We start from the raw sequence: 26,058 nt of genomic DNA, 5'->3' as shown, positions 1-26,058 counted from the left end.
ATAACACTTATTAGGAAACACGCCTGCTACCACCACTATTAAAGTAAACAAACCACATGTATCGGAAGGTTTTTCTAGCGATATCAGGCAGACGCGCTTTGGAATGATAGACTTCTGATATCTAAAAAAAGGATGGACTAACATATGACTGCAACTACATTTCATACATTAGGAATAGCCGAGGATTTGTCCTCCAGATTAACGGAGTTTGGCATTGTCACGCCTTCTCCCGTTCAGGCTGAGGCTATACCGCGCATACTCGAAGGCAAGGACGTGCTCGCGACTTCACAGACAGGCACAGGAAAGACGCTTGCTTATTTGTTGCCTGTGCTTCAGGGGATCGATCCTGAGATCAAGGGAGCCCAGAAATTGATTCTTGCTCCGACCCAAGAGCTTGCTGTTCAGATTGTGAGAGAGAGCGAGCGTTACGGGGAAGCCCGCGGAATCGGTGTGCTTGGTCTTATCGGCGGTGCCGCAGCCAAGCGTCAGATTGAGAAGCTTAAGCTGCATCCGCAGCTAATTGTAGGGACACCGGGACGTGTGCGGGAACTAATCGAAATCCGGAAACTGAAAATGCACCAAGTGACTACGATCGTAGTGGACGAGGTGGATCAAGTGTTTAATCTGGGCGGCGCCGGCGATGTGGATCGCATTCTGCGCAGTGCATTACGTGACCGTCAATTGGTGTTCTTATCTGCCACGGTAAGTCCGGAAACGGCAGAGCTCGTTAAGAAGGAGATGGATCAGCCGGTGGAAATCGGGATTGATCCGGAGCAGCGGACGCCGTCCGCGCTGGAGCATTATTATTTTGTGACGGAAGAGCGTGACAAGTTGGACATGCTGCGCCGCGTGGTCCGGCATTACAATCCAGACCGTGCGATTGTCTTCGTCAATGTCACCGAGAATTTGGCAGAGGTTGAAGCGAAGTTGAACTACCTCGGCTTAAATGCGGCTGCCATCTATGGTGATGCCGACAAGATGACTAGAAGCCGGGTTCTGAATGCGTTTAGAGAAGGGCGTACCAAGCTCTTGGTCGCTAGCGATGTCGCTGCCCGCGGACTTGATATCGAAGGACTCGGCATGGTGATCAATTACGATCCTCCTATTGATGCCGAGCATTATACACACCGCGCAGGACGTACTGGACGCATGGGGCGGAGCGGCATGGCGATAACGCTCGTAACGGACCGTCAGACGTTCATCATGCGCAAGTTCAATCGCGAGCTGGGCATATCGATCGAAGAACGCGCCCTTTATGGCGGCAAGGTAAGAGCCCCGCGTTCAACACCAACCGATCGAGGGCATGGTCCACGTGGGTCAGCCGGAGATACTGCCCGTAAAGAGAAACCAGCCCGAAAGCCTGCTTCCACCAGCGCCAATGGAAAGGCGGGAAGCGGAAAGGCATCGGGTCAGCGTCAGAGTGAAAGGGAGCGGGACCGCAAGAACAAGGGCGCTCCGAAATGGTTGAAGAACAAGCCTCCACGGAGCTAATGACTGTAAGCTCCATCAACGCGGAGCTTGCAACCGGAATGTTGTTTTCGGGTCCGATTCAACGGATGTGGTCGACATCCATAGGGACCGGACTTTTCAGAATAAGAGGTGATCGATAATGAGTGAACAGCCAGTATTGTCTGTTCAAGGATTAAGCGGCGGGTATAGCATGAACCGACCGGTTCTGCACGACGTAACCTTTCAGGTTGAACCGGGTGAGATGGTAGGTTTGATCGGCCTGAACGGCGCGGGCAAGAGTACCACGATGAAGCATATTCTCGGGCTGATGAATCCGCAAAAAGGGAGTATTCAGGTTCAAGGGAAGAGCCGCACAGAGCATTCGGAAGCTTATCACGGCGCCTTGGCGTTTGTTCCTGAATCTCCGCTGCTGTATGAGGAGATGACGGTACGCGAGCATCTGGAATTTACGGCACGTTCCTATGGCGTATCCCATGAAGATTATGAGGAGCGTTCGGAGCAGCTGGCGAAGATGTTCCGTATGGAAGAGAAGATGGACAGCCTGTCCACGCATTTATCCAAGGGTATGCGCCAAAAAGTGATGATCATGTGCGCGTTCGTAGCCAGACCGTCGCTGTACATTATTGACGAGCCCTTTCTTGGGCTTGATCCGCTCGGGATACGTTCGCTGCTTGACTTCATGCTGGAGCTGAAGGCGTCCGGCGCTTCGGTCTTGCTGAGCTCCCATATTCTCTCCACGATTGAGAATTATTGCGACCGGTTCATTGTGCTGCACCGCGGCAGCATCATTGCTCAGGGGACGCTGAAGGAAATTCAGGATCAAGCCGGAAGACCCGGCATGTCGCTGGAGGAGCTGTTTAATGTGCTGATTCAGGACGGTAACGGCGAATGAATCTGCGTGAGCTGTATGTCAAACGACGCGGGCAGTTCTGGGGTGAAATTTTCCCCTATCTGGGTTATGTCATACAGAGCGGAGTAGCCGTCGTATTTCTGTTCGTGCTGATTGCATTCGCTGCCTGGTACACCGCACTACTGCAGCAAGTTCCGCCAGATCTGCCGATTCGCTGGATCGTGATGATTATCCTTGTGCCCCTCATGATCAACAGCAGTATTCGCACGTATCTGCGTTCGGCGGATACGGTGTTCCTCATTCCGCAGGAATCCCGGATGAAGGAATACTTCAGTAAAGCGTGGTTCAGCGGCGTCATTTATAAAATCATCGGTTTAGGACTGGTGATGTTAATTCTATGGCCACTATACATACGCAGCGATGTTTCGCCAAAACCGCTGCTCGCTACGTTTGTTGTTCTGACGCTGTTTAAACTGCTGTCCAGCTATGGGAGCTGGAAGGAGCAGCTTATGGTGTCAAGGAACGCGGCAGCAGCCTACCGGGCACTCCGCTGGATCGTTCCGGCGCTGAGCTTAGCCGCCTGGTTATGGCATCCACCGGGCCGTGCCCTCCTATTTATGGCTCTGCTCGGCCTTACGTATGTTGCCGCCTTGTCAGTCCCCGTCAAGCATTTGGTCGCTTGGGAGCGATTAATCGCCGTCGATGAGAGACAGGCGAGCCGGGTGATGATGGTGCTGAGCTGGTTCGTGAATGTGCCTCAGCGCGGGCAGCGTGTCCATGCGCGGAAATGGCTGTCAGGATGGGGCAAGGGATTGGCGTGGAAGAAGGAAAGCGCCTATCGATTTCTTCTCATTAAGAGCCTGACACGCAGTGATATTCTGGGTATACTGATTCGGGTCGGACTGCTGGGTGCCTTTCTTGTGTGGGCAACCCGGGAGAGTCTGGTATCGGCGATTGTCTATTTGATCAGCCTGATGATCATCGGACTTCAACTGTCTGCACTGCGAAAGCTTCATCCGGAATCGTTCTGGCTGCATGTCTACCCGCTTCCGGAAGGAACGCGCCGCGACAATGAAGGGAAGCTCATCTTCCAGGTGCAGCTGTTCTGGGCTGTCCTGCTGTGGCTCCCGCTCATTCCGGGCATCCTTAGTGCCCCCGGGCGTATATTGGGTACGCTGGCTGCAGGTATCGTGCTTGTATTTCTGTTCCGAAGCGCTTCTGCTCGGAAGAGCCGGCGTGAAGACGATGACGACGAATAAATGGGAAGAGGCCGGGACGTTAGCGTCCCGGCCTTCTATTGTCATTATAGTATGGGATACTCCGTTTGCAGAAATCGCAGTGCGTGGTGTGTGGCTACCTGCGATTTCTGTTCGGCTGTTATCTAGTTGTCATTACACCCAGAAAGAACGAGTGATGATAACGAGCAGGATAAAGAGAACCAGGATTGCTCCAACTCCGTATCCACCGCCGTATCCGCCGTATCCGCCGTGTCTTACTTCTTCAACTGCACCCATGTTTATTCCCCTTTCAGTTCGTTGATTTGTAGTACACGGTATTGTATGTAGCTAATCGTCTATGTGTATGGGCGAGCGTTTATTTGTGACAGAAGAAAAAAATAAAGACCAGGGATGATTCTCCCCGGTCTTTATTATGCTTGGAACGGTTATATCTTCAGATACAGTGGCTCATCAAGCCTTCTGCAGGTCTTGAATTCCTTTATAGACCAGATCGAACAGATCCTCCAAATACTCCTCATCAATACAAGAGAAGGCAATCCGGAGATCATGCTCGCCTAAGGCGATGGTTCCTACGCCATACTCATGGATGAGATGGGAACGGAGCTCTTCGGCGTTTACCGTGTTCAGCTTTAGGCACATGAAGTAGCCGGAGTTGAACGGATAGTATTCCCATGCATCACCGTATTTGCCGCTGTCGAGAATGGATTTCACTTTGTTCGCGCGACCTTTCATGATGACGAATTTCTCTTCCTTCTGTTCGTGGAATTCCGGCGCCTTCAGCGCCTCCAGAACAAAGGTTTGCGAAGGGTGGGAGGCGCTGGATATCGTTGCCCGGATAATGCCGAGCGTCTTCTGCTCCAGTGCTTCCAGCACGTCTTTATCTTCTGCCGCATACGTGATAAAGCCGACACGGAATCCCCATACGAATTCTTCCTTGGTCGCACCGTCGACCTTCACAGGAAGCACGCGAGGGTGAAGGCCTGCCAGACGTCCGAAGAGCGATTCCTTCAGCGAATCTTCAAAGAACAATCCAAAATACGCATCATCCGTAACGACGACAATATTCATGCCGGCTTCGGCGGCTTCCTGGATCGCGGACACGATGGCGGCCCCTTCCTGAGCACCAGGCGTATAACCCGTCGGGTTGTTCGGGAAGTTCAGCAGAACGACCGCTTTGCCTTTATCCTTCTGGCTGAGCAGAGCCTGACGAAGTCCTTCGGCGTTAAATTTCATATCGTCCGTAAAGAGAGGATAGGTTACATGAATGCCATGGCGGCGAATGCCGAATGTCAGCTCGTAATTCTCCCAGTTCTTATCGGGATAAATGACGGCGTCCCCTTCATCCACGAACAAGTCGGCTACGATGCTAAGACCATGCGTCAGCGCATTCGTGACAATGGGATTGCTGAAGCTCTTGCCTTCGAGCGAAGGGTTCTCCTGAAGCATCTTGTTTCGCCATACGGAGCGCAGCTCCGGCTTGCCTGCTGGAGGGGCATACGGGTATAGATCCTTCGGCTGGTAAGCCGAAAGTTTGTCCTGGATGACGCCCAGATGCATCGGGATTCCGCCTTCGGTTGCAATACCGATCGTAGCGTTATATTTTTTCGCATGGCTCGTCGCTTCCGCAGATTGGCTCAGAATGCCTTCTTTCGGGAAGTAGATTTCTTTGCCGAGTGTGGAGAGCATGTCGTACACATGCGGGTTGCCGGCTTGCATTTTTCCATTCAATTGACCAACCAATGGGTTCATGAACTGATTCCTTCCTTCCGAATACTTTTGGTTAAGGTAAGTGTAGGTGACAAGTTGCCTTTACGTTTTCATTGCCTAACATTATACCACTTAGCCCAGTAACCGTCACGGATAATTGTAATGCTTTAACGCGGTCCAGGGTGATACTTGCATATCAGTCCGGCGGTTTCTTCATCCCGCTCTTTGCCGCGGCACTCAAGCCCTTCGACTACGGCCTGAAGCGAATCCTGCTTCAGGTTCTGGCCGAATTTGAACTTGGCGCTCATTCGCTGCGGAGCGAGTTTGATGACCGCTACCCCTTTCAGTCTGGGGATATAAGCCCGGTCATTCGCGTCAATGGCGCGGTATCCGCCTTCAGGCTGCAGTTTTGTCATCAGTGCCTCCATCGCAAGAGCCTTTTCCTCCAGATCATCCACGATCACCACCTCACCGATCGCTGTTACGCTTTTGAAGTAGGCCGTAGCCGGGCAGGCCATCTCCGGATCAGAGAAATAGGAAGGGATCAGTGCATACTCATCAGCTATGGTAAAGCACACGGCGGGCGTCCGGCGTAGATGATCCATTTTTTCACCCATCCGGCTGCCGTGAAAATAGAACGCTCCGTTAACATAGGCAAAGTTCAAGGGCGTTACACGCGGGATACCGTCTTCATCGGCTGTTCCAAGGAAACCAAAGCTCATGCCGCTGAGGAAATCCTCGATCTCTTGTTGATCCTCCATCGCAAATTCGTCTCTTCTCATGGTTAAACGCTCCCCCTATCATTTTGAATAACAGTTTACGATGAATATTGACAAGGAAAAAGCACCAATTTAGAGTAATTTATATAGTCCAATTTTATATCAAGAATGATAGGAGTCGTCATGATGGAGCTGGGATTGCCGTTCGAGACGTATGTGGAACAATATCGATATAAATATTTGGCTCTATACCACGCGATTCGTGCTGCCATTCATAGCGGCAAGCTGCCGGAAGGAACCCGCCTTCCCGCCACACGCGAGCTGGCAAAGCTGTATGGGGTGTCCAGAGGGTCGGCCGCGCAGAGCTATGACATGCTGATGGCCGAAGGTTATGTTGTGTCCAGGCAGGGTAGCGGAACTTACGTGGCAGAGGGGATTGCCATGGTAGACCAGCCGCCGCTGGCCGAGGGAGCGCCGGTACTCTCCGCATGGGGGCAACGACTGGTGAGCCAAAGCGGGGATTATACCTCGGCACAGATGCTGCTGAGAGAATCTCCCCCAGGTACAATTTCATTCGCGAATGCACGGATGCCCATGGAGGATTTTCCGTATTCGGAGTGGCGGAGCGCGTTATCCTATGCAGGTGGTAGCGGGGGAGTCGAGCTGCAGAACGGAGCGCCGCCGGAGGGAGATCTCGAACTGCGCCAGGCGATAGCCGGACACCTGCGTTTTACGCGGGGAATCCAGGCCGACCCCGAGCATATCGTGATCTTCAGCGGATCCATGCAGGGGTTAGTCCTCATGTTTCAGCTGCTGGTTGATCCTGGCGATCAGGTGGTCATGGAGGATCCGGGCTATCAAGGAATCTATCGGGGCATCAGCCTGAGTGGTGGGATTCCGCTGCCATCCCCGGTAGACGATGCCGGATTGATACCGCGTGACTGGGACGCCGGCCTCCTTGTCGTAAGCCCCAGCCGTCAATACCCGACGGGAGCGGTGCTGCCGCTGGAGCGAAGACGGGCGCTGCTGAATTGGGCGCGAAGCCGTCAGGCCTTTATTATCGAGGATGATTACGACAGCGAGTTCCGCTGGGGCGGCAAGCCCATTGAGCCCTTGCGGATGCTGGATAACGAGGGACGTGTCATCTTCGTCGGTTCGTTCTCCAAAACGATGTTCACCGGGCTCCGCATTGGGTATGCCGTGCTGCCCCCAAGCCTGGTTGAGGCGGTCGTGCAGGCTAAGGCTCTGTACGAGCCGATCTCACCAGCCGTATTGGAGCAGCGCGCGCTGGCGCGCTTTATTGTGCGAGGGGGTTACGGTCGGCATCTTAGAAGAATGACTCGGCTGTATGGTGCACGATATGAGGCGCTTCGTCAGGCGATGGATACGCATGCCTCCGAACTGTTTCGTCTTCATCCCGGCGATGCCGGCCTGCACGTTTATGCGAACTGGCTGCGCTCCGAGGAAGAGTATGTCCTGTTCCAAGAAGCTGCCCGCAAACGCGGTGTCATGTTTCGGGATGCATCGGTATATCATCGTATACCCGGATTGCCTGCCGCATGCTTTGGCTTCTCGCATCTGGACATAGCCAGCATCGAAGAAGGGGTTACCCGGATTGCGCAGGCATGGCTGGACATGCAAAAAACATAAAAAACGGGTATGATGGAAAAGAGGTCAATTTTTGAATGAGATGAGGGGGTTATGACGTGATGCTAAATGCATCGCCGTCTTCTTTTATAATCATGTCTGCGCTTGCCAAAATCGTATGTGAGCCAGGCTGGAAATGGCAAAAACGCGAAAGACCCATGCAGAATTATGATTTGTTCTATGTATGGAGCGGTGAAGGCACGGTCGAGCTCAATGACGAGCCCTTTGCTGTGGGAAAAGGAAGCTGCTTCCTGTTCCGACCAGGAGATCATACGAGTGCGACGCACAATCCGCAGAAACCGCTCGTATTGACATATATCCATTTTGATGTAGCCGACCCGGTGCAACATATTCCTGCATCCTATCGCAAGCTGACGGAAACGATGGATTTCGAATATTTGCTCGCGCGCTACGTGCGTTTGTATCTGGACAAGCCCTATGGATCATTGGAGGAGGGGCAGCTTATTCTGAAACAGCTGATGATTCATCTACTGCGTTCGGATCTCGCTGAGCCGGTGGTCAAAAAAGCAAGCAATCAGCTGTCAGAGGCTATCCATGAAATCGCGAATTATGTCCGCCAGCACCCGGGGGTTCCCCATCGGGTAGAGGATTTGGCGGCCAGGGCGGGGTTATCCCCTCGTTACTTCTCAATTAAGTTCAAGGAGCTGATCGGCACGCCGGTGCAATCCTACATCATTCAGATGCGGATCGAGCGAGCGCAGCATCTGCTGCTGCACCAGGGCATGAACGTAACGGAGGTAGCCGACGCGCTGGGTTACCGGGATATTTTCTTTTTTAGCCGGCAATTTAAGCAGTATACGGGCAAGAGCCCATCCGAGATTCGGTGATTCCCCGCCCTTCCATAACTTACCTGATTGGTGGGAGGGGTTAATGGTTTCATAGCAAGCGATTTAGGGTAAAAAAACGAGATACAGTATTATTTTATGAAGGGGGGAGAGAGGAATGAGCCCAAGAAGACGGGTGCGTGGACGTTTCTTCAGTCGTGGTGGCGGCGCTATTTTCAGAAATCGCTTGAACCGCATGAAGACAACGACTCAGGATCATCAGGATGTGTGGTTTTAAATGAGACCTGGCCTACATACGGGGGACGTTGAATCCCGTTATCATATACGCTTTTCTCTGGATGAACGCAAAAGGGAGCTAAATGGCTCTCTTTTTTTCGATATGTTTTGGGGTCCCCGCCAAGTATTTGGAATAAGCATCGAAGCACAGGCTTCGAATAACGGAAGGGTGATGGGAGTGAAGGAGAGAGTGGCATTGGCCGAGCAAGCGGTGATCCGGTGGTAATGGCAGGAGCAGGAAAGGTTGCGCTGATCACGGGCGCGTCGAGCGGATTCGGACTGCTCATCAGTCTGGAACTGGCAAAGGCAGGTTATGACGTGGTAGCGGGTCTGCGCAGGCCTGAGGCGGCAGCAGAACTGTTGGCCCGAACCGAACAAGTTGATGTTGTCGAGCGTATTCACGTATTTCAGCTGGATATCTGCATGGAGGAACAAGTCAAGGCCGCTGCCTTGGAGTTAGAGCAGAGGTATGGCCGCTTGGACGTGCTGGTGAACAATGCCGGGGAGGCGGTGGGCGGTATGGTGGAGGAAGTGCCGCTCAGCGGCTGGCGAAAGCAGATGGAGACGAATTTTTTCGGGACCGTATCGGTGACACAGCATATGCTGCCGCTGCTCCGCCGAACTGGAAAATCCAAAATCATTCTCATGAGCAGCATTAGCGGCGTGGTCGGCTTTCCGGGTTATGGACCCTATGCGTCCTCCAAATTTGCGCTGGAAGGGTTTGGCGAAAGCCTGTCCATGGAAGTGATGCCGTTTGGCATTGATGTCGTGCTGATCCAGCCTGGTGCCTATGGTACGCCGATCTGGAACAAAAGCTTTGGGGAGCTTACAGTGAAGGAAGGATCACCCTACAGCGGTCTGCTGAAGGGCGTGCTGGACTATTCCGAGCGGACAGCCAGAGGAAGCGGGGATCCGCAGGAGGTAGCCAGACTTGTGGCAAAAATTGCGTCCATGGCTAAGCCCAGGTTCCGCTATATGCTGCCCCGAGGCACGCGGCTGACCGCATGGATCAAGGGCGTACTGCCGGACAGGCTGTTTCAGCGGATCATATATCGGATGCTGGGCCGGCGTTAATCATTTCATGCAGTGAATGATGTATAGCGTTAACTTGTCATGTGATGTTTGGTTAAATGGAATCACCCTTTTCTGGCTGGGGACGGGTGAAGCAAACCGAGCAGTTCTCCCATCTTCACCTTGGAGCCGGGTTCCAGGTCACCGCGAGGGGTAAACGTGCCGTTCTCCGTTAAAAGTACAACTGTAGAGCCGAATTCAAAGTACGCGAGTTCATCGCCGATTTCGTATTTCTTCACGTTCTCGTCAGCATAACGGATGCTGCTTACGTTCATGGCTCCGACCTTCACGACGGCAACTTCCCCGAACTCATGCGCAATATAGGTAATGAGGCGCTCATTGCGGCTGAGCACATTCCGGATATGGGTCATCGCAAAATCGTTCACGGGGTAAACCCGTCCCTTCAGATGCTCGCTTTCCGCCTGAACACCGGTTACCGGGGAATGAATGCGATGATAGTCGGTCGGGCTTAAATACAATACAAATGCATAACCGTGGATGTAGTTTTCCATTCTCGGTGATTTGGCGAGCAGCTCGCTCAAGGTATAATCTTGTCCTTTAACGCTCAGAATGGTGCCGGCGTTAACGACGCCCATTGCCGAAATTGTGGCATCGACTGGGCTTACCATGGCGTCGGCGGTTTCATCTATGGCGCGGAGGCCTATTTTTAACCGGCGGGAAAAGAACTCGTTCAGTGAGCGGTATTCGTGGATCTCTTTCTCCGCTTCATGCGCCGGAATTTGATAAATTCGTATAAATGCAGGTATTAGATGACGGCTCAGCCGGCTGTGGGAACAATGCCCCATGATTCGGGACAGCCACTTGCGGGAAGACAGCTCAGTCATCAGACGCAGCAATTGTTTAGCCATGTCATTCTCCTTTGTGCATAGGTGTCAGCAATAAACGTTGGTGGAAAAGCCAATCACTCTGATATTGACATAGAATGAGATGGAAATCAATAAATAGCCATTTTTGAAAAAAGGTTCTTGCTTATTCCGGAGTGAATGTGTATTTTAAAGTTAACATGAAACCGAATAGGAATACGGGGGCTTGAGTGAATCAGGCTGAGATTGCAGCTGCTATCCGCTGTTGACCGTTAATCTGAACTGGGTAATGCCAGCGTAGAGAATATCCGACCCTGCCTACATAGGGCCTATTTTTCCGTCTGCGCGTTTTTCCAGACGGTTTTTTGTTGTGTTTACACAAAAATAGAGGTGGAGAGGGGAATGTGTTGTTATGGGAACGTCTGCGCAAGAGAAGTTGGGGGTTCAGCCCCGAAAAGGGCTTCGGTTAAGCGATATTTTGGTGACGGTACTGGTATCGCTGGTGCTTGGCGTCATTTATCACTTCTGGGGCTCGGTCTATAATCTGTTAAAACCGCTGTTCTTTGAAGCGGATGAGTTGTTATACGGCATGTGGTTCGCTGCAGCCACGCTTGCTTACTTGCTGATCCGAAAGCCGGGAGTGGCCATTATCGCGGAAGTGGCGGCGGCCCACGTAGAAGTGCTGTTTGGCAGCGGCTGGGGATTGACCCTACTGCTGTATGGCCTCATTCAAGGACTGGGGGCTGAATTGGTATTCGCGGCGTTCCGTTATCGGAGCACCTCGGCGTGGACGCTAGCGATTGCCGGTGCCGGCGCGGCCATCGGCTCGATGATCATGGACTTCTATTACAGCTATACCGATGACCTGCAGACATGGATGTTCCTGGCCAAATACGGTATGCGGGTACTTAGCGGCGCCGTCATTGCAGGCCTCCTTATGCTCCTGCTGGCCAAAGCGCTCGACCGTACGGGCGTGACATCCCTGCTCCGTCCTGCGTCGAAGAAGGATTACGAAGCACTGGATGATCCGCGCCATGTCTAATGCCACGGTTAGCCCGGTTCCGGCTCAGTCTGCTGAGATGCTTCCGGAACCGGCCGTGTATGTGGAGGGGTTGCGTCTGAAGTATCCGGGCGAGGAGCGATTGATGTTTAAAGACCTCTCCTTCTCGGCTGTCCGCGGGGAGAAGGTGCTGCTGCTCGGTCCGAGCGGCTGTGGCAAGTCCACGCTGCTGCAGGTGCTTAGCGGGATGATTCCCCGCGCAACGGAGGTGCCGATGAAATGCGAGGAGCAGCTAATTCCGCGCTCTTGGGGTTATGTATTTCAAGATCCGGATACCCAGTTCTGTATGCCGTACGTGGATGAAGAGCTCGCTTTCGTACTGGAAAATCTAAGTGTCCCCCGCGACGAGATGAAGGAGCGGATGCAGGCGGCCCTGATCGAGGTGGGGCTTGATCTTGAGGAGCTTCATATGCCGATCGGACATCTGTCCCAAGGCATGAAGCAACGACTGGCGCTGGCATCGGCTCTGATGCTAGAGCCGGAGGTGCTGTTCCTTGACGAGCCGTCTGCGCTGCTCGACCCGGAAGGCAGGGAGCAAATCTGGTCCGCGGTGAAGGCCGTATCCGAAGGGCGTACGCTGATCATCGTGGAGCACCGGATTGAAGAAATGGCCAAATACGTGGATCGCGTGGTGCTGTTCAGCCCGGATGGCGTGATTCTTGGCGAAGGTCCCCCAGCAGTGATATTCACTGAATACAAGAAGGAACTCCAAACCTATGGAATCTGGTATCCTGGCGTATGGGAAGATTACGAGCAGACCCGGGCGGGCAGAGAGTTGTTTGCTCCGGTCGATGCGCTTGGTGATGAGCCGGGTAATCTTCTGCATGAGGCTGCTCCACCGTACGCTCAGCGTGGGGAGCCTGTTATTCAATTGGCGGATTTCAGGGGACTCCGATGGGATAAACCCGTTATCGCTCTCCCTTCGACAGAGGTGTATCCGGGACAATTCATTGCAGTGGTGGGGCCGAACGGAGCAGGCAAAAGCTCGCTGCTGCTCAGTTTGATGGGGCTGCTGCGCTCCGAAGGGACCTATGTACTCTGCGGGGAAGAGGTCATTCAGGGCAAGCGCAGGAAGGTGCGAAAGAAGAGAGAGCAGCAGCTGCGTCATATCGGATTCGTGTTTCAGAATCCGGAGCTTCAATTCCTGACGGAGCGCATCGACGATGAGGTGGTTTACTCGCTGCTGGTGGATCATGTGCCGCCCGTGGAAGCGAAGAAGCAGGCCGACCGCTGTCTGGAACGCTTTGGACTGAAGGGTATGGAGGCCAGGCATCCGTACCAGCTGTCGACAGGTCAAAAACGCCGCCTGAGCGTGGCTACGGCCATGGCTAGACAGCCGTCCATCCTGCTCCTGGATGAGCCGACCTTCGGACAGGATGCGCGGAATACCTTCGCGATTCTGGCCATGTGCGAGCAACTGCGCCGCGCGGGAACCGCCATTCTCATGGTGACGCATGAAATGGAGATCGCGCAGCGGGTTGCCACGCATATATGGGAAATCCGGGAGGGACAGCTGACCTCGAGCATGCCTTCCCCGCGCTGGTCTGGCGGGATTGCATCCGAGCAGGCGGCTAAGGGAGTGAACGGCGCTGTCGACCCTCATGGTAACTTTGCCGGGGCCGATCATCGCCTTTCGGGGGTGAACGCATGAATATATGGAATCCCGTGCGGACTACTTGGCTGCACCGGGCGAATCCGGTGGTGAAGCTGGGTCTGATCTGTGCGCTATTTTTCATGACGGTGTTAACCCATGATCTTGATTTTGTTTTGTATCAAGCGTTGATCTTTATGGTCTGTCTCGTGGTGCTGAGCGGGGTGAAGCCGTGGAAAATGCTGTTGTTCTTCATTCCATTTCTGCTTGCTTTCATATCGTCCGCCTCTTCTATGATGCTGTTCGGTAAGGGGGAGACGATCTGGTGGGAGTGGGGGTTATTCCGGGTATCGGAAGAAAGCTTTTACCGGGGGCTGCATCTGGGCTTTAAGGGAATTGCCTTTGCCTCGGAGGGGCTGCTGCTCGTTACGACAACGTCCTCGGTGGATTTATTCTACAGCCTGATGCAGAAGCTGAGGCTGGCGCCCAAATATGCGTACAGTTTCATGGCTTCGATCCGGCTGCTGCCCATGGTGTGGGAGGAATATGTAATCCGCCGCCAAGCCTTGAAAGTGCGAGGAGTTCGCCCGATTCGCGGGATTCGCGGCATGGTGAATCGCGCAGGACTGTATGTGGTCCCGCTGCTGGCGCAGAGCATCCGCCGGGCCCATCGGGTAGCCGCTGCGATGGAGGCCAAGCAATTTGACGGGGATCAGGCGATGTCCAGGACGTATTATTATCCGTCGCATTACTCGCGCTATGACCTTCTTGTCATCGGATTACTCGCAGCTGCCGCCGCTTTCGCTTATGTGGCAGGCGGATATTTTCCTTGGTTCGGCATTGGCGACGTGCGGTTTGATTAAAGGGTGTTTCATCTATGAGAGCCTGCTTAAGGTATATAAGCGGGTTCTTTTTTTATGAGATCAGATTAACTTCAGAGGGTCTAGCCTGTTTATCTCGCAAGAAAAACTTTCTATTATAAGCGGCGGTCTGGCTACTGATAAAATGCACGAATCGCGTTTTTCTTCACATGTCTATTTTATAGAAATCATGTCTGGATTTCATGCGGATCGAGGTGTTATAATACTAATGGTACCGGAATCGTATTTACAGTACCAGAAGGGGAGTTTGTTCACTTGCGCGAGCGAATATTGAATGAAACGATCCGCTTAATTCAGCGGCAGGGGTTTACTTTTACGGTTAGTGATCTGGCCCGCGGACTTGCGATTAGTAAACGGACGATCTATGAGCACTTTTCATCCAAAGAAGAGATTGTCGAACATATCATCGACGGAATGATCCGGCACATCCAGCAGCGCGAACGTGAAATTGCGGGGGATGAGGAGCTTACCGTTCTGGAGAAGATTCACCAGATTCTAATCTGTCTGCCCCAGGAGATGGAGAAGATGGATTTGGGAATGCTGCCGGATCTGAAGCGCTCGCATTATGCGCAATGGGAGAAGCTGGACACCTTTTTCAGAGAGGAATGGGGCATTGTTACTGAGCTGATGGAGCAGGGGATGGCCGAGGGAAGTATCAAACGAATTCATATGCCGCTGTTCATCGATCTGTATCTCGGCTCGCTCCATCAGATTTATGATTCGAGGGCGACGGTGAAGCATCAATTGCCGCTAGGGGAGCTGCTGCAGTCCGTCATGGACATCTTATTGTTCGGCATTGCCGCAGGGAAACGGGAGGAGTCTTGAGATTATGCATTGGTTATATTTAAGTTTGGCTATTCTGTTTGAAGTGGCGGGGACGCTGAACATGAAGCTGTCGGAGGGGTTCAGCAAACCGCTGCCCAGCGTGCTGCTGGTGGTGTTCTATATTTGCAGCTTGAGCTTCCTGACGCTGAGCTTGAAGCAGATTGAAATATCCATAGCTTATGCGATCTGGTCGGGACTTGGCATCATGATCATTACCGTTATCGGTTATATGTTCTTTGCGGAGCAGATTAATGGTCTGAAAATATTCTCGATCCTGCTGATCATCGCGGGGGTCGTTCTACTGAATCTATCCGGCAGCGCACATGCGCAGGAACAACCAAAGACGCACCAGTCTGGTCACTAAGGGCGATAGAAAGGATCGAATCTGCGGAAGAGCCGTACTCGTGCGGCTCTTTTTCTACTGCAATAATGTACTATGTCCCGCTTCGCTTCCGACTCTATAATGGAAATTTGTGTATAGAATGGAAGAGGGACCGTGCGCGAACACGATCCCCGAGTACAACGTACCGCCATAAGAGCGGCCTTACTATAATTCGATCAGAAATAGACCGTGATCCTGACCAAGGGCGGTCTATTTCTTTTTATGGAACGAAAGTATTAACACAACCAGCGTCGCGAATGAAATCATTAGTGTCAATGTTTGGTACATTTTCGGTACTCGCCGTATTCAGCATGCGGTTTTTGATACAAGGCACGGGGATGTTAATCTGTATTTGGAGTCAGGCCATTTTGTTTTAGGTGTCGCACTTCATATTACAATCCGTCTTCCCTTGTCGTTTGACGATCCGGTCAAAAAATGCCCGCATTCTAGAGCTTTTGGTCATGGAGGCCGACCATGCGCATTGGCATAAAACCGCTTTGAGCATGCGTTTGCCCTTAGGAATGCGAGAGCTTTTCTTTTTGCCAGCACTCTCATGGTTGCCTGGACATCCCCCCGCCCGCCATACCCGAAGTCCCAAAGACATCGGAGATAAAAGCAGCGAATTTGATGTTGCCAATTTCGAGTATTTTTTGAATCCGACTCATCTCCGCGGTCACTTGAACGACTTAACTTGCGACGGTATCTGGTGAGATTGCGAAGTTGCGTAAAAGGTTTCATTCGGAACGAAGCTTCCCGCAATAAGCCCGCAGTGCAACAGTTGGGCTATCCACACGGCGTCTTTCACATCCGTTTTGCGCCCGGGTACATTTCTGATAAGACGAGCGTTACCCAAAACAAGCTGGAAACTCCCCTCCAGAATGTTCCACACGGGAACCCAAAGTACCCCGGTGCTTTCCATGGCAACATGGGAAACCTGGTGAGACTGAAGCCAATCCCGCAGCGGACACAGTTCGTTTGATGAACGTCCAGACCGCAACAACGTTCTAAAATAGCGTCCTTTGTGCATCCCTCACATTTAAAAGATGCGGGTCATGCATCCTTCGATTTGTATTTTTGTACACGTGCTTCATGCGACACTCGGCGGTACGCAAGGCTGCAACAGATCAGTTTGTGGGGTTATTTTAGTTTGATCGGTTATTTGAAGATGAATCTGAATATACCTCGGGGCCGTTGTTTCCAGTATATTAGAGTTATGGACGTAAAAAGAAAGGCGTGAATGACGTGGCTTCGAACATACTTCTTGTAGAGGATGACAGCTCGATTGGCGAAATGGTAGAGAGCTATTTGACGATGGAAGGTTTTCAGGTGGTGCTTGCCAAAGACGGAGAGGAGGCGCTCGAGCGGTTTGCCGAACGAGATTATGACCTCGTACTGCTGGATATGATGCTGCCCAAGATCAGCGGTATGGATTTTCTTAAAAAAATCAGGGAGAAAAGCCATGTGCCGGTACTGATCGTATCCGCAAAGGATGGGGAAGTGGACAAGGCGCTCGGCCTTGGTTTTGGCGCGGATGACTATATTACGAAACCTTTTTCGATGATTGAGCTGACGGCGAGAGTGAAGGCCGCTATCCGCCGCGTGACGGCTTATGCAATAGCACCCCCAACTGAGCAAAATAAAATCATCCGGGTCCATGAATTAGAGATGGATCTGGATCATTTGACCGTGACCAAAAACGGCCAGGAGATCAAGCTGACGGCCAAAGAACTGCAAATCTTAAAGCTGTTTATGACGAATCCGAAAAAGGTATTCACCAAGCAGCACATTTTCACATCCGTCTGGAATGACGACTATTTCGGTGATGAAAATGTCATTAATGTGCATATGAGCCGTTTGCGCGACAAAATTGAAGATCAGCCCTCCGATCCGCAGTACATCAAAACGCTGTGGGGCATCGGCTACCGCTTGGGGGAATTTTAGTGGTTGCCGTTCTGCTGATTGTTGTGATCATGTTGGCGTTGCTAAATGTGATGCAGTGGATGGGTCGGAAAAAAAGAGCTAAGCAGCTCGGCTACATCATCGATAAACTGAGTACGATTGAGGCTTCGTCCTCGCAGGAGCAACTGCTGCTTTTTACGGAGGATCCAGGATATCGTAGACTGTTGATTGCCATCAATCACTTGCTTTTGCAAACCAGGCAGTCCGAGACAGGATTTATGCGTACAGAAATCGCGATGCGCCGGATGTTGGCAAACATATCGCATGATTTGAAGACGCCGCTTACCGTGGTGCTCGGTTATATCGAAACGTTGAACCAGAAGGCCGACTTGCCAATGGAGGAAAGGGAGCGGCTACTGGATAAGGTGCATACGAAGACTGTAGAGATCGTAGAGTTGATCAACCGTTTTTTTGACCTGGCCAAGCTGGAATCGGGGGATAAGGAGATGCCCCTGACCCGCATACATATCAATGAAATTTCCAGAAACAGCATGCTGATGTTTTATGATCTGATCGAATCCGAAGGGTTGCAGGCTGACATCGATATTCCGGAAACGCCGCTTTATGCATGGGGCAATGAAGAAGGACTAAACCGCGCATTAAACAATGTGCTGAGCAATGCGATCCGTTATGGTTCACAGGGCAAGGTGATCGGCATGAAGCTGCGGGATGAGCAGGGCCGGGTGCTTATCGACATTTGGGATAAAGGCAAAGGTATTCATGAACGGGATCAGGAGCTTATTTTCGAGCGGATGTATACGCTGGAGGATTCAAGGAATAAAAGATTCCAGGGCAGCGGTTTGGGTCTGACGATTACGAAAAGACTGATCGAGCTGATGGGCGGGGAAATTCGCGTCGCAAGCAAGCCGTATGAACGGACCGTTTTCACGATCTCGTTAAAGAAGCTATCGTAGCGCGGCTTCTTAACATCATATTAGTGCTAGACAAAAAGCGAAAGTAGCGGAGGAGACGGAATCGATTCTTACGAAGCTGAAAGATTTTTGGGAAAAAAGCTACTTTGGAGCCATTTGCTGCATTCGCCTAAAAGCTTTCCGAAGGAAAGCTAGCATCGGCTAACGCTGCGAACCAAACGTAAATCGTAGCTGTAAATAAATAGTGAAATAACCCTCTGATGTCACGCTACAATGGCTGGCGTCAGAGGGTTTTTTGTTTGATTCTCGTTCTTGGGAACGATCCCACCGTATTGGGAGACCATGAGAAATCTCTTAAACGAACGTGTCGGTGATGCCGAAAAGGACAAAGAAATGCTGAAGCAAATTTCGCCAGTGTTCACGTCGATAAGATCGTAACGCCATGATTCGTGGCTCAAGGGGCGAATGATCCGCGGGTGATGAAGGACACGGCTTTACCAACGAAGAGAACTTGTTCGATTTCTTCAATACAATGATCAAGTTTTTGGATAAAAATCTGAAGCCGTAGAGCAAATAAGGTAAGAGTTGCTAGGGAATAGGTAACACATCTAATACAGAAGAAAGGAAGACTAAAGTGGAGTTTATTTTCAATAGCAGCACCAATTTGGATCATATTAATCTGACTGGTTGTGAGTGAACCGGTCTTTGTTTATTCCATGTGATATGATTGTTTATTATCGAGTCGCTTTCTACACTTAAGAGATTCGTAAGAATTGCGCAACAAATATGAAAATGTTGGCGGTTATACTATGATCAAGAGATAAGTGAGAGGGGTAAATATAAATGAGTTATGTCATCAGTACCCGCCATGTCAGCAAAACCTATAAAGGCAAAGATGTTGTCTCTGACGTCAGTATGAATATCAAGCAGGGGCAGATTTACGGACTGCTCGGTCCAAACGGAGCCGGTAAAACAACGCTAATGAAAATGATGCTGAATCTGGTCAAACCAACCAGCGGTGAGATTGAAATATTCGGAGAGAAGCTTACGCCTTCATCGGTTGAAATGTTTAAACGCATTGGCAGCATCATCGAGTATCCGATTTTTTACGATAAAATGACGGCGATTGAAAATCTGGAGATGCATGCGGAATATATGGGTTATTATAACAAACATGCAATTAACGAAGCGCTTGAGATGGTTAATCTAACTTCCATCCAAGGCAAATCGGTATCCGAATTTTCGCTTGGCATGAAGCAGCGCCTGGGCATGGCCCGCGCCATTATAACCAAACCCGAGCTGCTCATTCTGGATGAACCAATCAATGGACTTGATCCGGTCGGGATTAAGGATTTTAGAAGTTTGCTGAGCATGTTGAGCAAGGAGTACCGGATGACGCTGCTGGTATCCAGCCATTTGCTGGGTGAGATCGAACAAGTTGCAGATACGATCGGCATTCTTCAGGGCGGCAAATTTATCCGCGAAGTGTCTATGGATGAGATGCGCTGCGAAAACACAGATTATATCGAAATTGTGACCCCACAATGCAAACAAGCTGTATTTGTACTGGAAAATCAGCTGAAAGTCAGCAATTTCAAAATCGTCGGTGATTCAGCCATACGCATTTACGAGTCCAAATTTACGCAGCAGGAATTGACCAAGGCGCTGGTACTGAATGATGTGGCGATTGAATCGATAAACCATAAGCATACTTCGCTCGAGGAGTATTTTATGCATCAGATTAGCGGAGGTGAGCAGTATGCTTAAGCTGATCCGTATGGAGATGAAAAAGCAGAAGTTAGCCTGGTTTTATAGAGGGGCGGTTATTGCAACGATCCTATGCGCCGGTTTCATGTTTCTTATAGCCTACACGGAGGGGGGCGGAGATCCTGCATTCGGGAGTTTCGCCGATATAGCCTACACGGAGAGGGGCGGAGGTCCTGCATTCACGAGTTTCGCCGATGCGTTATCGATAGCGGGGCTACTTTGCCGTGCGGTATTTATCGTGTTTGCTTCAGTCTTGCTAAGCAGATTTATTATTGAGGAATACAAAAATAAAACGATCAGCTTATTGTTTACGTACCCGATCGAGCGTAAAAAACTGATCATGGCGAAAATGCTGCTGGCTCTGGCTCTTACGTTTGGAGCGATGCTCATCTCGACTTTTATTACCTGTATATCCATTCTGGCTCTGAACAGCCATTTTCAGTTTATTCCGGGAAAATTAGAGGCCGGCGTACTACTGCATACGGGGATCCAATTGTTGATCCAAACACTGTCAGCAGCGTGTCTCGGCCTCATTCCTTTATTCTTCGGGATGCGAAAAAAATCCGTACCGACAACGATCGTGTCCTCGATCATTATCGTGGTCTTAGTCAGCAACAACAGCCAGGGCCTTTCGCTTAGCAGAAATATAACGATACCGTTGATCTTGGGAGTTATCGGTCTTCTGATTGCTTATCTCTCGTTCCGCAACGTAGATAAGGTGGACGTAGCTTAACTAAAAAAGCACTCTTCTTAACGGCAGCTTCGCCTGAAAGAAGGGTGCTTTTTTACGGAGATACCTACATGAATTTGGTGTTCATCTCCGGGGAATTCGGCCCGGCTTAGCTCCGGCATTTTGCAAACGGTACATGCGGTCATGAGTGAATGAAATACCGGCTTCATAGAGGGCGATTTTGGTTTTGGCTTTTTTATTGCAATTGTGCATCCTTTCCTCGTTTATTTGTTGTTTGGAGCTCATAGGGTCGAAAAAGCTTGCACTTTCGCAGGTTTTTCCTAAAAGAGCGCGATTTAGGCCGGGGAAAAGTGCACTTTTGCATCAATATTCCAATAACCTCTTTTTTTGTAGAGAGGTAGGAGGGGCAATCACTAAATCGGAGCACTGGTAATGCCACCACGGCAAAAGCGCCACCACGCAAAGCCCGCTGGTACTGCCACCGCGTAAAACGGACCGCTGGACTATCATTAGGTAAAGGTCAAACACGCGCTGATAGGCATAACATTACTCTTTTCGATCACTCGATGTCTCTTGTTTTTGCTAATCCCAGCCCGGTTATCGGTACCATCTATTCCGCCGTACAAAGTGTGCATATCCCCCAGTATTAAGACTTAAGAAAACATTAAGAAACAAGAAAGGGAAAAGATAGAATCATTTTTTAAAATAATGGCATGGGTTTTTGGTTTTCCGCCATCTAACTAAACAAATGCCTTTCCTGCAGGGAATAAAGGCGAGGTATAACTGCAGAAGACCGATTCAAAAATGGAAAGGAAAGATGTGACCATAATGAACATGTTAGCTACCATTACGAAGGCAAGCGCTCAGTCGGTATGGATGGCTTGGGAAGCGGTTTTTGATCAAATCACGAAACTGCGCAGCGCCGGAATAAAAAGATACGGGATTTGCAAGCTGGTCATCCGCCGGCATCATGGAAAAAACCTGAAGTGCCAGGACGGAGAGTGGATTTATTCGGGGGATTGGGTCGGTGAACTCCATTTGGACAACCGGCAGGTATTGGAGCTTTCCAGAGAGCTGGGGGCTGACCGGGCCGCGCTTTTGACCGCAAGAATGCTGCGGAGATCGATTAAGCAAATTAGCGAGGCGATGGAGACGGAACCGGAGCTTGCGCAGGTCAAAGCTTTGACTGGAATAACGCTGCTGCACCGCGGTATTATTCACGGGCTCGGTTTTGAGCTGCATCCGCTGGAATCCAAGGGGTTTCGCGTGTTCTCTACTTATTATTTGCGGCTTTTACTCAGGGTGCTGCATCCGGTGGGTCGGGAACGCACGAAGAAAAATGCTCCCAAGCTTGTGCCCAAAATGCTGATGCTGACCAGAAAATCATTGCTTTTGCGTTATTCTAAGGAAACGGCATGAGTATGGTGATGCTGAATCTGCTGCTGATGTTTGTCTTTATCTATATGATCATTCCATATGTTATCACACGGATCTGGGGATTTGGGGTAACCCTGCGCGGCCGGCGTGGCCGGCAGATCGCTTTTACCTTTGATGATGGCCCAGACCCGCTGCATACTCCTAAACTGCTGGATCTTCTCAAGAAAAAAAGGATCAAGGCGACCTTTTTTGTACTGGGCAGCAAAGCGGAGCGATACCCGGAGCTTATGAAACGCATCCACATGGAAGGGCATCAAATCGGGATTCACAACTATTCCCATCTTCCCAATTGGCTAATGAGTCCGCGCCATATCCGGGACAAGCATGTGCACCGGTCTGCCGATATCATCGAACGAATCACGGGCGAGCGCCCGGCATTTTACCGTCCTCCGTGGGGGATTTTGAATTTAGGCGATTTATTTGCTTTGCGAAAATACCGGATCGTGCTGTGGTCGATCATGGGGTGGGATTGGGGCAAGGGGAGTAAGAACAAACCGCTCAAAGGACGGATCTTGGATCAGCTTGAGCCTGGCTCGATTATTTTGCTGCATGACAGCGGAGATACTTGGGGGGCGGAGCCTGATGCCCCAAGCAGAATGATCGCAAGCCTTGAGGAAGTGATTGACACGGTCCATATCCAAGGGTATGAATGCGTCCGCGCCGACGAACTGCTGCATAAGCCGCATGATTCGCGCAGCGACCTTTCAAAAGGCTTCCGGGTTGGCTGATGCGTGTAATATTAACAAAGAATGATCATGGCCCCAGATACTTTTAATAAAGCCGTGTTCGAACATAAAGGTACAGCCTTATGGATTTTGAGGTTGTGCTTTTTTATTTTGCATGGTTACAAATGGAAAAGTGTGGATTATTATGGTTTAAATCGATCTATAAAATTAGAACAAATAAATTATATAGAATGAACTATAAATTAGATCAGGGAGATATATGAATGAAAAACGAACAATCACAATCCGTCGAGCGGCTCTTGTTCCGCTGCAATAATGTACTATGCCCCGCTTTGCTTCCGACTCTATAATGACAAAGGAAATTCCTTTGTTAGGAGCTATCATCATGAACCTATCTTCGTTTTTTATTTACTGTTTTATCGTGGCTTTCTCGCCGGGGCCATCCAATATCGTCATTTTGTCTTCGGTTCAAAACTCCGGCATGAAGAAGACCCTGCGCTACATTGCCGGAGCCTCCATCGCTTTTTTCTTATTAATCGCCGCTTCGGTCGTATTAGGCCAGCTGCTGTCTACCGGCATGCCGATCATACTGCCAATCTTGCGGATCGTAGGTTGTCTGTTCATGCTGTATCTCACGTATCAGGTATATACCATGGACGTATCCCGGTCAGGCACTAATCAAACGGCGTCCTTCACGTCCGGCTTTCTGATGCAGTTTCTCAATCCGAAGGTGGTATTGTTCACGCTGACAGTCATTCCCAGCTACGTCATGCCGTATTATACGGCAGGCCCTGTTATCTCGGCGTTTGTTGTCGCGGTATCGTTAATCGGGCTGTCTGCGTATATGACCTGGGCCGTGTGCGGTAGCCTTTTTCAAGGAATTATGCAAAAATATCGGAGAACGACCAACACGATCCTGGCTTTGTTTCTGCTGTACTCGGCAATTGTCGTATCCGGCATACCGGAGCTCATAAAGGGGTGATGGAAGATGGAGCAGTTTATTTATAAAAAAGCGGTGGGCATCACGGCACTGTCCGCGAGCCTGACGGATTTCAAATATAAAAAACATTATCACGAGGAGTATGCCCTCGGCGTCACGCTGCGCGGCATTCAGAAGTACTCGCTGGACGGAAGTCAGCAGGCTTCTTACCAAAGCGGGGTTATGCTGTTCCATCCGGAGCAGAAACATGATGGCTGGTCCCAGGAACGAACGGGCATCGATTATGTGATGATTTACATTCATCCAGAGCTATTTCTGGAATTGATTCAGAAAAAGGATATCGTCCGGTTCCAATCCCCGATTGTCTATCACGCCGGGCTGCGGAAGAGCATCCTGGATGTGACGAGGTCGATCTTCACCGGTGAGCCGGAGGCTAGAAGCAGCGAGCTGCTTCTGGGTTTGGCGGGGCATTTTAATGAGGATATCCTGAATCCTGATAGCCGGAAGGACAGTATGTTTACGCGGAAGGCGAAAGATATGATGCAGGATCATCTGGAGCATGTTCTCCGTTTGGACGAATTAAGCGGGGAGTTCGGGATGTCGAAATATCAGTTCATCCGTACCTTTAAAGCGAATACGGGTCTGTCTCCGTATCAGTATTATCTGAATTGCAAAGTGGAGCACGCCAAGCAGCTGATCGAGGACAGCCGGGATGTATATCAGGCCGTTACCCAGTGCGGCTTCACGGATCTTGCCCATTTGAATCGACATTTCAAGAATGTGTACGGCACGACGGCATTTGATTACATGTCGCATCTGGATAAATAAAAGCGGGGTGCAGGATAGATATACCATGCGGATTTTGATATCTGGCCTAGGGATGTTAATCTGTATTTGGATTATTTGATATTACTCAGGCGTTAGCCGGATGGAAGGAATCATTCGAATGGAATATATCTATGAATCAGCCCAGCGCAGCTACGAGGATTTCGCCAGCGGCCGGGTTCTGTATAATGCGCAGGGAACGACTTCGTTTCCTGTCAGACTAGCCAGCGAGATTGCTCAGAGGTGCTTTCATCTATTGGAGAAAAAAGGGGTACGGGGGCCGTATACCTTGTTCGATCCCTGCTGCGGCGGGGCGTATCTGTTAACGGCGGTTGGCCTGCTGCACGGGCAGCGCATTCATCGCGTGGTCGGCTCTGATATTAACGCAGAGGTGCTCGGAATAGCCGAGAAGAACCTGTCGCTGCTCCGTGAAGAGGGGCTGGAACAACGCACCGAACAGCTGAAAGAACTGTTGGCGTTGTATCATAAGCCGTCCCACCAGGATGCGCTGCAAAGTGCTAGCCGATTGAGGGAGCTGCTAAGGTCGTCGTGCTTGGAAGAGACGGTTTGTTTTCAAGCCGACATAACTCAACCGAAGGAGAACCTGGCATCCTGCAAGGGAATCCATATCGTCATGACCGATCTCCCTTATGGTGACCTGGTTAGCTGGGGCGGTGGAAGCGAGGAGCCGGTGGAGGATTTCTTTAACGGCATTCATTCCATCTTGGACCCTGCCCGTTCCGTGGTTGCCGTCATATCCGATAAAGGGCAAAAATTAAAGCATGACCGGTTTCAAAGGATTCAGCATGTGAAGGTGGGCAAACGACAGGTAGCCATCTTTGAACCGCTTTGAACGGAGGGAAGGGGGACCTAACAATAGAACATCCGTCTGTCCCTGCTGCTAACCTCTTGTATGAACTCTTCTCTAAAAGGGGCTGGCATAGAAACCCGCTTTTGACGTCATGTCAAGAGCGGGTTGTTTTTTTGCTCGCAGGAAGGGGCTAGCTATATGGAATCCCTCACTATAATTCAGGAACATATGTTCGTTTAAAGTCTAAAAAAATATAGCATTTCTTGTGGAATGCCAGCTCGTAGATAGAACTCGTGCAAGGACTCACCCGGTCCGGGAGCCAGACCCGCCGTCAGTAGGGCAATGGCAAAGCGGTTCGCTTGCCGCTCCAGTTTGCCCGGACTGAAATAGGAATGCTCCTCCAGAAAAAAGCGGCTGATTCCCTTATGGAGACGGTCATGCCCGAGTTCATGCGCGCATACGAAACGCTGCCATGGCGGCGGCAGCTGATTGTGGATGACGATGAATCTCCGCCTTAGCTTACGGAAATACAGCCCTTTGGTCGTTTGGCCTAAATCTGCAAATCGAATATGTATGCCCAAGGAAGCCGCGATTTCAAAAGGGCAGTTGGTATGATGTTTTTTGATCAGCTGACGGATTAAGGGTTGTAAATGATCATCCATGCCGGTTCACCTGCAATATTGGTTTTGGTTGAATCGTTGTAATCGGTGTGTATCTCCTTAT

28 protein-coding genes, 1 pseudogene and 1 riboswitch are annotated in these 26,058 nt (G+C 50.7%); of the genes and pseudogenes, 21 read left to right on the top strand and 8 right to left on the bottom strand.

The genetic code is table 11. The annotated features are described in order from the left end of the window. The first annotated feature begins 144 nt into the window (after nucleotides 1–144). The 3 genes from CRG97_RS27695 to CRG97_RS27685 all read left to right on the top strand — a co-directional run bounded on the left by CRG97_RS27695 (nucleotide 145) and on the right by CRG97_RS27685 (nucleotide 3,579). A complete protein-coding gene (locus CRG97_RS27695; RefSeq protein ID WP_098748842.1) occupies nucleotides 145–1,491 on the top strand; it encodes a DEAD/DEAH box helicase in 1,347 nt (448 codons plus the stop codon). A gap of 118 nt (nucleotides 1,492–1,609) precedes the next feature. Further along, nucleotides 1,610–2,362, top strand: coding sequence for an ABC transporter ATP-binding protein (locus CRG97_RS27690; RefSeq protein WP_098748841.1), 753 nt, complete (start codon nucleotides 1,610–1,612; stop codon nucleotides 2,360–2,362). Continuing rightward, on the top strand, nucleotides 2,359–3,579 hold the full coding sequence (locus CRG97_RS27685; protein WP_098748840.1) for an ABC transporter permease: 1,221 nt from the start codon (nucleotides 2,359–2,361) through the stop codon (nucleotides 3,577–3,579). The genes CRG97_RS27690 and CRG97_RS27685 overlap by 4 nt, the downstream gene beginning before the upstream one ends. Nucleotides 3,580–3,711: 132 nt before the next feature. On the opposite strand, the gene CRG97_RS27680 is transcribed toward CRG97_RS27685, so the two are convergent. From CRG97_RS27680 to CRG97_RS27670, 3 genes are all read right to left on the bottom strand, one after another. After that, nucleotides 3,712–3,834, bottom strand: coding sequence for a hypothetical protein (locus CRG97_RS27680; RefSeq protein ID WP_009592125.1), 123 nt, complete (start codon nucleotides 3,832–3,834; stop codon nucleotides 3,712–3,714). A gap of 174 nt (nucleotides 3,835–4,008) precedes the next feature. Next, a complete protein-coding gene (locus CRG97_RS27675; protein WP_098748839.1) occupies nucleotides 4,009–5,307 on the bottom strand; it encodes an aminotransferase class I/II-fold pyridoxal phosphate-dependent enzyme in 1,299 nt (432 codons plus the stop codon). Nucleotides 5,308–5,432: 125 nt separating this feature from the next. Then, nucleotides 5,433–6,047 carry a pyridoxamine 5'-phosphate oxidase family protein gene (locus CRG97_RS27670; protein ID WP_098748838.1) on the bottom strand — a complete coding sequence of 205 codons (615 nt, stop codon included), beginning with the start codon at nucleotides 6,045–6,047 and terminating at the stop codon, nucleotides 5,433–5,435. A 123-nt stretch (nucleotides 6,048–6,170) separates the two neighbouring features. On the opposite strand from CRG97_RS27670, the gene pdxR reads away from it, so the two are divergent. The 3 genes from pdxR to CRG97_RS27650 all read left to right on the top strand — a co-directional run bounded on the left by pdxR (nucleotide 6,171) and on the right by CRG97_RS27650 (nucleotide 9,787). Next, nucleotides 6,171–7,634 carry a MocR-like pyridoxine biosynthesis transcription factor PdxR gene (pdxR, locus tag CRG97_RS27665; RefSeq protein WP_098748837.1) on the top strand — a complete coding sequence of 488 codons (1,464 nt, stop codon included), beginning with the start codon at nucleotides 6,171–6,173 and terminating at the stop codon, nucleotides 7,632–7,634. Nucleotides 7,635–7,693: 59 nt separating this feature from the next. Then, nucleotides 7,694–8,479: a helix-turn-helix domain-containing protein gene (locus CRG97_RS27660; RefSeq protein WP_076324797.1), complete on the top strand. Its 786-nt coding sequence runs from the start codon at nucleotides 7,694–7,696 to the stop codon at nucleotides 8,477–8,479. Between the two features lie 459 nt (nucleotides 8,480–8,938). Continuing rightward, nucleotides 8,939–9,787, top strand: coding sequence for an SDR family oxidoreductase (locus CRG97_RS27650; RefSeq protein WP_098748835.1), 849 nt, complete (start codon nucleotides 8,939–8,941; stop codon nucleotides 9,785–9,787). 62 nt (nucleotides 9,788–9,849) lie between these two features. On the opposite strand, the gene asd is transcribed toward CRG97_RS27650, so the two are convergent. Beyond that, a complete protein-coding gene (asd, locus tag CRG97_RS27645) occupies nucleotides 9,850–10,653 on the bottom strand; it encodes an archaetidylserine decarboxylase (protein WP_098748834.1) in 804 nt (267 codons plus the stop codon). A 163-nt stretch (nucleotides 10,654–10,816) separates the two neighbouring features. Further along, nucleotides 10,817–10,929, top strand: a riboswitch (TPP riboswitch). 91 nt (nucleotides 10,930–11,020) lie between these two features. Here asd and CRG97_RS27640 point away from each other — a divergent pair. The 5 genes from CRG97_RS27640 to CRG97_RS27620 all read left to right on the top strand — a co-directional run bounded on the left by CRG97_RS27640 (nucleotide 11,021) and on the right by CRG97_RS27620 (nucleotide 15,329). After that, nucleotides 11,021–11,650, top strand: coding sequence for an ECF transporter S component (locus CRG97_RS27640; protein ID WP_098748833.1), 630 nt, complete (start codon nucleotides 11,021–11,023; stop codon nucleotides 11,648–11,650). Then, nucleotides 11,643–13,319, top strand: a complete 1,677-nt coding sequence (locus CRG97_RS27635) for an ABC transporter ATP-binding protein (RefSeq protein WP_098748913.1) — start codon at nucleotides 11,643–11,645, stop codon at nucleotides 13,317–13,319. The genes CRG97_RS27640 and CRG97_RS27635 overlap by 8 nt, the downstream gene beginning before the upstream one ends. Next, nucleotides 13,316–14,122 carry an energy-coupling factor transporter transmembrane component T family protein gene (locus CRG97_RS27630; protein WP_098748832.1) on the top strand — a complete coding sequence of 269 codons (807 nt, stop codon included), beginning with the start codon at nucleotides 13,316–13,318 and terminating at the stop codon, nucleotides 14,120–14,122. The genes CRG97_RS27635 and CRG97_RS27630 overlap by 4 nt, the downstream gene beginning before the upstream one ends. Before the next feature lie 273 nt (nucleotides 14,123–14,395). Then, complete coding sequence (locus CRG97_RS27625) at nucleotides 14,396–14,965, top strand: TetR/AcrR family transcriptional regulator (protein ID WP_098748831.1); 570 nt, start codon at nucleotides 14,396–14,398, stop codon at nucleotides 14,963–14,965. Nucleotides 14,966–14,969: 4 nt separating this feature from the next. Further along, the gene (locus CRG97_RS27620) at nucleotides 14,970–15,329 is read left to right on the top strand and encodes a DMT family transporter (protein WP_098748830.1); all 360 of its coding nucleotides are present in this window, start codon (nucleotides 14,970–14,972) and stop codon (nucleotides 15,327–15,329) included. A 228-nt stretch (nucleotides 15,330–15,557) separates the two neighbouring features. On the opposite strand, the gene CRG97_RS34315 is transcribed toward CRG97_RS27620, so the two are convergent. The 3 genes from CRG97_RS34315 to CRG97_RS27610 all read right to left on the bottom strand — a co-directional run bounded on the left by CRG97_RS34315 (nucleotide 15,558) and on the right by CRG97_RS27610 (nucleotide 16,266). Then, nucleotides 15,558–15,635, bottom strand: a complete 78-nt coding sequence (locus CRG97_RS34315) for a putative holin-like toxin (RefSeq protein WP_430136528.1) — start codon at nucleotides 15,633–15,635, stop codon at nucleotides 15,558–15,560. An 85-nt stretch (nucleotides 15,636–15,720) separates the two neighbouring features. After that, complete coding sequence (locus CRG97_RS27615) at nucleotides 15,721–15,951, bottom strand: transposase (RefSeq protein WP_237566602.1); 231 nt, start codon at nucleotides 15,949–15,951, stop codon at nucleotides 15,721–15,723. Between the two features lie 69 nt (nucleotides 15,952–16,020). Continuing rightward, on the bottom strand, nucleotides 16,021–16,266 hold the full coding sequence (locus tag CRG97_RS27610; protein WP_237566601.1) for a hypothetical protein: 246 nt from the start codon (nucleotides 16,264–16,266) through the stop codon (nucleotides 16,021–16,023). A gap of 323 nt (nucleotides 16,267–16,589) precedes the next feature. On the opposite strand from CRG97_RS27610, the gene CRG97_RS27605 reads away from it, so the two are divergent. The 10 genes and pseudogenes from CRG97_RS27605 to CRG97_RS27560 all read left to right on the top strand — a co-directional run bounded on the left by CRG97_RS27605 (nucleotide 16,590) and on the right by CRG97_RS27560 (nucleotide 25,377). Beyond that, nucleotides 16,590–17,288, top strand: a complete 699-nt coding sequence (locus tag CRG97_RS27605) for a response regulator transcription factor (RefSeq protein WP_098748827.1) — start codon at nucleotides 16,590–16,592, stop codon at nucleotides 17,286–17,288. Then, nucleotides 17,288–18,220, top strand: a complete 933-nt coding sequence (locus CRG97_RS27600; protein WP_098748826.1) for a sensor histidine kinase — start codon at nucleotides 17,288–17,290, stop codon at nucleotides 18,218–18,220. The genes CRG97_RS27605 and CRG97_RS27600 overlap by 1 nt, the downstream gene beginning before the upstream one ends. A gap of 261 nt (nucleotides 18,221–18,481) precedes the next feature. Next, a pseudogene (locus tag CRG97_RS33895) lies at nucleotides 18,482–18,746 on the top strand (alpha/beta hydrolase family protein); the annotation flags it as partial. A gap of 275 nt (nucleotides 18,747–19,021) precedes the next feature. Further along, nucleotides 19,022–19,945 carry an ABC transporter ATP-binding protein gene (locus tag CRG97_RS27590; RefSeq protein ID WP_098748825.1) on the top strand — a complete coding sequence of 308 codons (924 nt, stop codon included), beginning with the start codon at nucleotides 19,022–19,024 and terminating at the stop codon, nucleotides 19,943–19,945. After that, nucleotides 19,938–20,678, top strand: coding sequence for an ABC transporter permease (locus tag CRG97_RS27585; protein WP_098748824.1), 741 nt, complete (start codon nucleotides 19,938–19,940; stop codon nucleotides 20,676–20,678). Before CRG97_RS27590 ends, CRG97_RS27585 begins: the two co-directional genes overlap by 8 nt. 786 nt (nucleotides 20,679–21,464) lie before the next feature. Beyond that, nucleotides 21,465–22,055 carry a YkoP family protein gene (locus CRG97_RS27580; protein ID WP_098748912.1) on the top strand — a complete coding sequence of 197 codons (591 nt, stop codon included), beginning with the start codon at nucleotides 21,465–21,467 and terminating at the stop codon, nucleotides 22,053–22,055. Then, nucleotides 22,052–22,801, top strand: a complete 750-nt coding sequence (locus CRG97_RS27575) for a polysaccharide deacetylase family protein (RefSeq protein ID WP_098748823.1) — start codon at nucleotides 22,052–22,054, stop codon at nucleotides 22,799–22,801. Before CRG97_RS27580 ends, CRG97_RS27575 begins: the two co-directional genes overlap by 4 nt. A gap of 343 nt (nucleotides 22,802–23,144) precedes the next feature. Next, complete coding sequence (locus tag CRG97_RS27570) at nucleotides 23,145–23,741, top strand: LysE family translocator (protein WP_098748822.1); 597 nt, start codon at nucleotides 23,145–23,147, stop codon at nucleotides 23,739–23,741. 6 nt (nucleotides 23,742–23,747) lie between these two features. Next, entirely contained in the window at nucleotides 23,748–24,527 is a 780-nt protein-coding gene (locus CRG97_RS27565; RefSeq protein WP_098748821.1) for an AraC family transcriptional regulator, read from the top strand. Nucleotides 24,528–24,627: 100 nt separating this feature from the next. Then, nucleotides 24,628–25,377 carry a hypothetical protein gene (locus CRG97_RS27560; protein WP_237566598.1) on the top strand — a complete coding sequence of 250 codons (750 nt, stop codon included), beginning with the start codon at nucleotides 24,628–24,630 and terminating at the stop codon, nucleotides 25,375–25,377. Nucleotides 25,378–25,571: 194 nt separating this feature from the next. Here the strand turns inward: CRG97_RS27560 and CRG97_RS27555 are convergent, their stop codons facing one another. Next, nucleotides 25,572–25,997 (bottom strand): ImmA/IrrE family metallo-endopeptidase, encoded by a 426-nt coding sequence (locus CRG97_RS27555; protein WP_098748820.1) that lies wholly within the window; start codon nucleotides 25,995–25,997, stop codon nucleotides 25,572–25,574. Between the last annotated feature and the right edge of the window lie 61 nt (nucleotides 25,998–26,058).

It is taken from the genome of Paenibacillus sp. EZ-K15, from assembly GCF_002573715.1.
Taxonomy (GTDB): Bacteria; Bacillota; Bacilli; order Paenibacillales; family Paenibacillaceae; genus Paenibacillus_AQ.
This window is presented reverse-complemented; position numbering and strand designations above follow the sequence as displayed.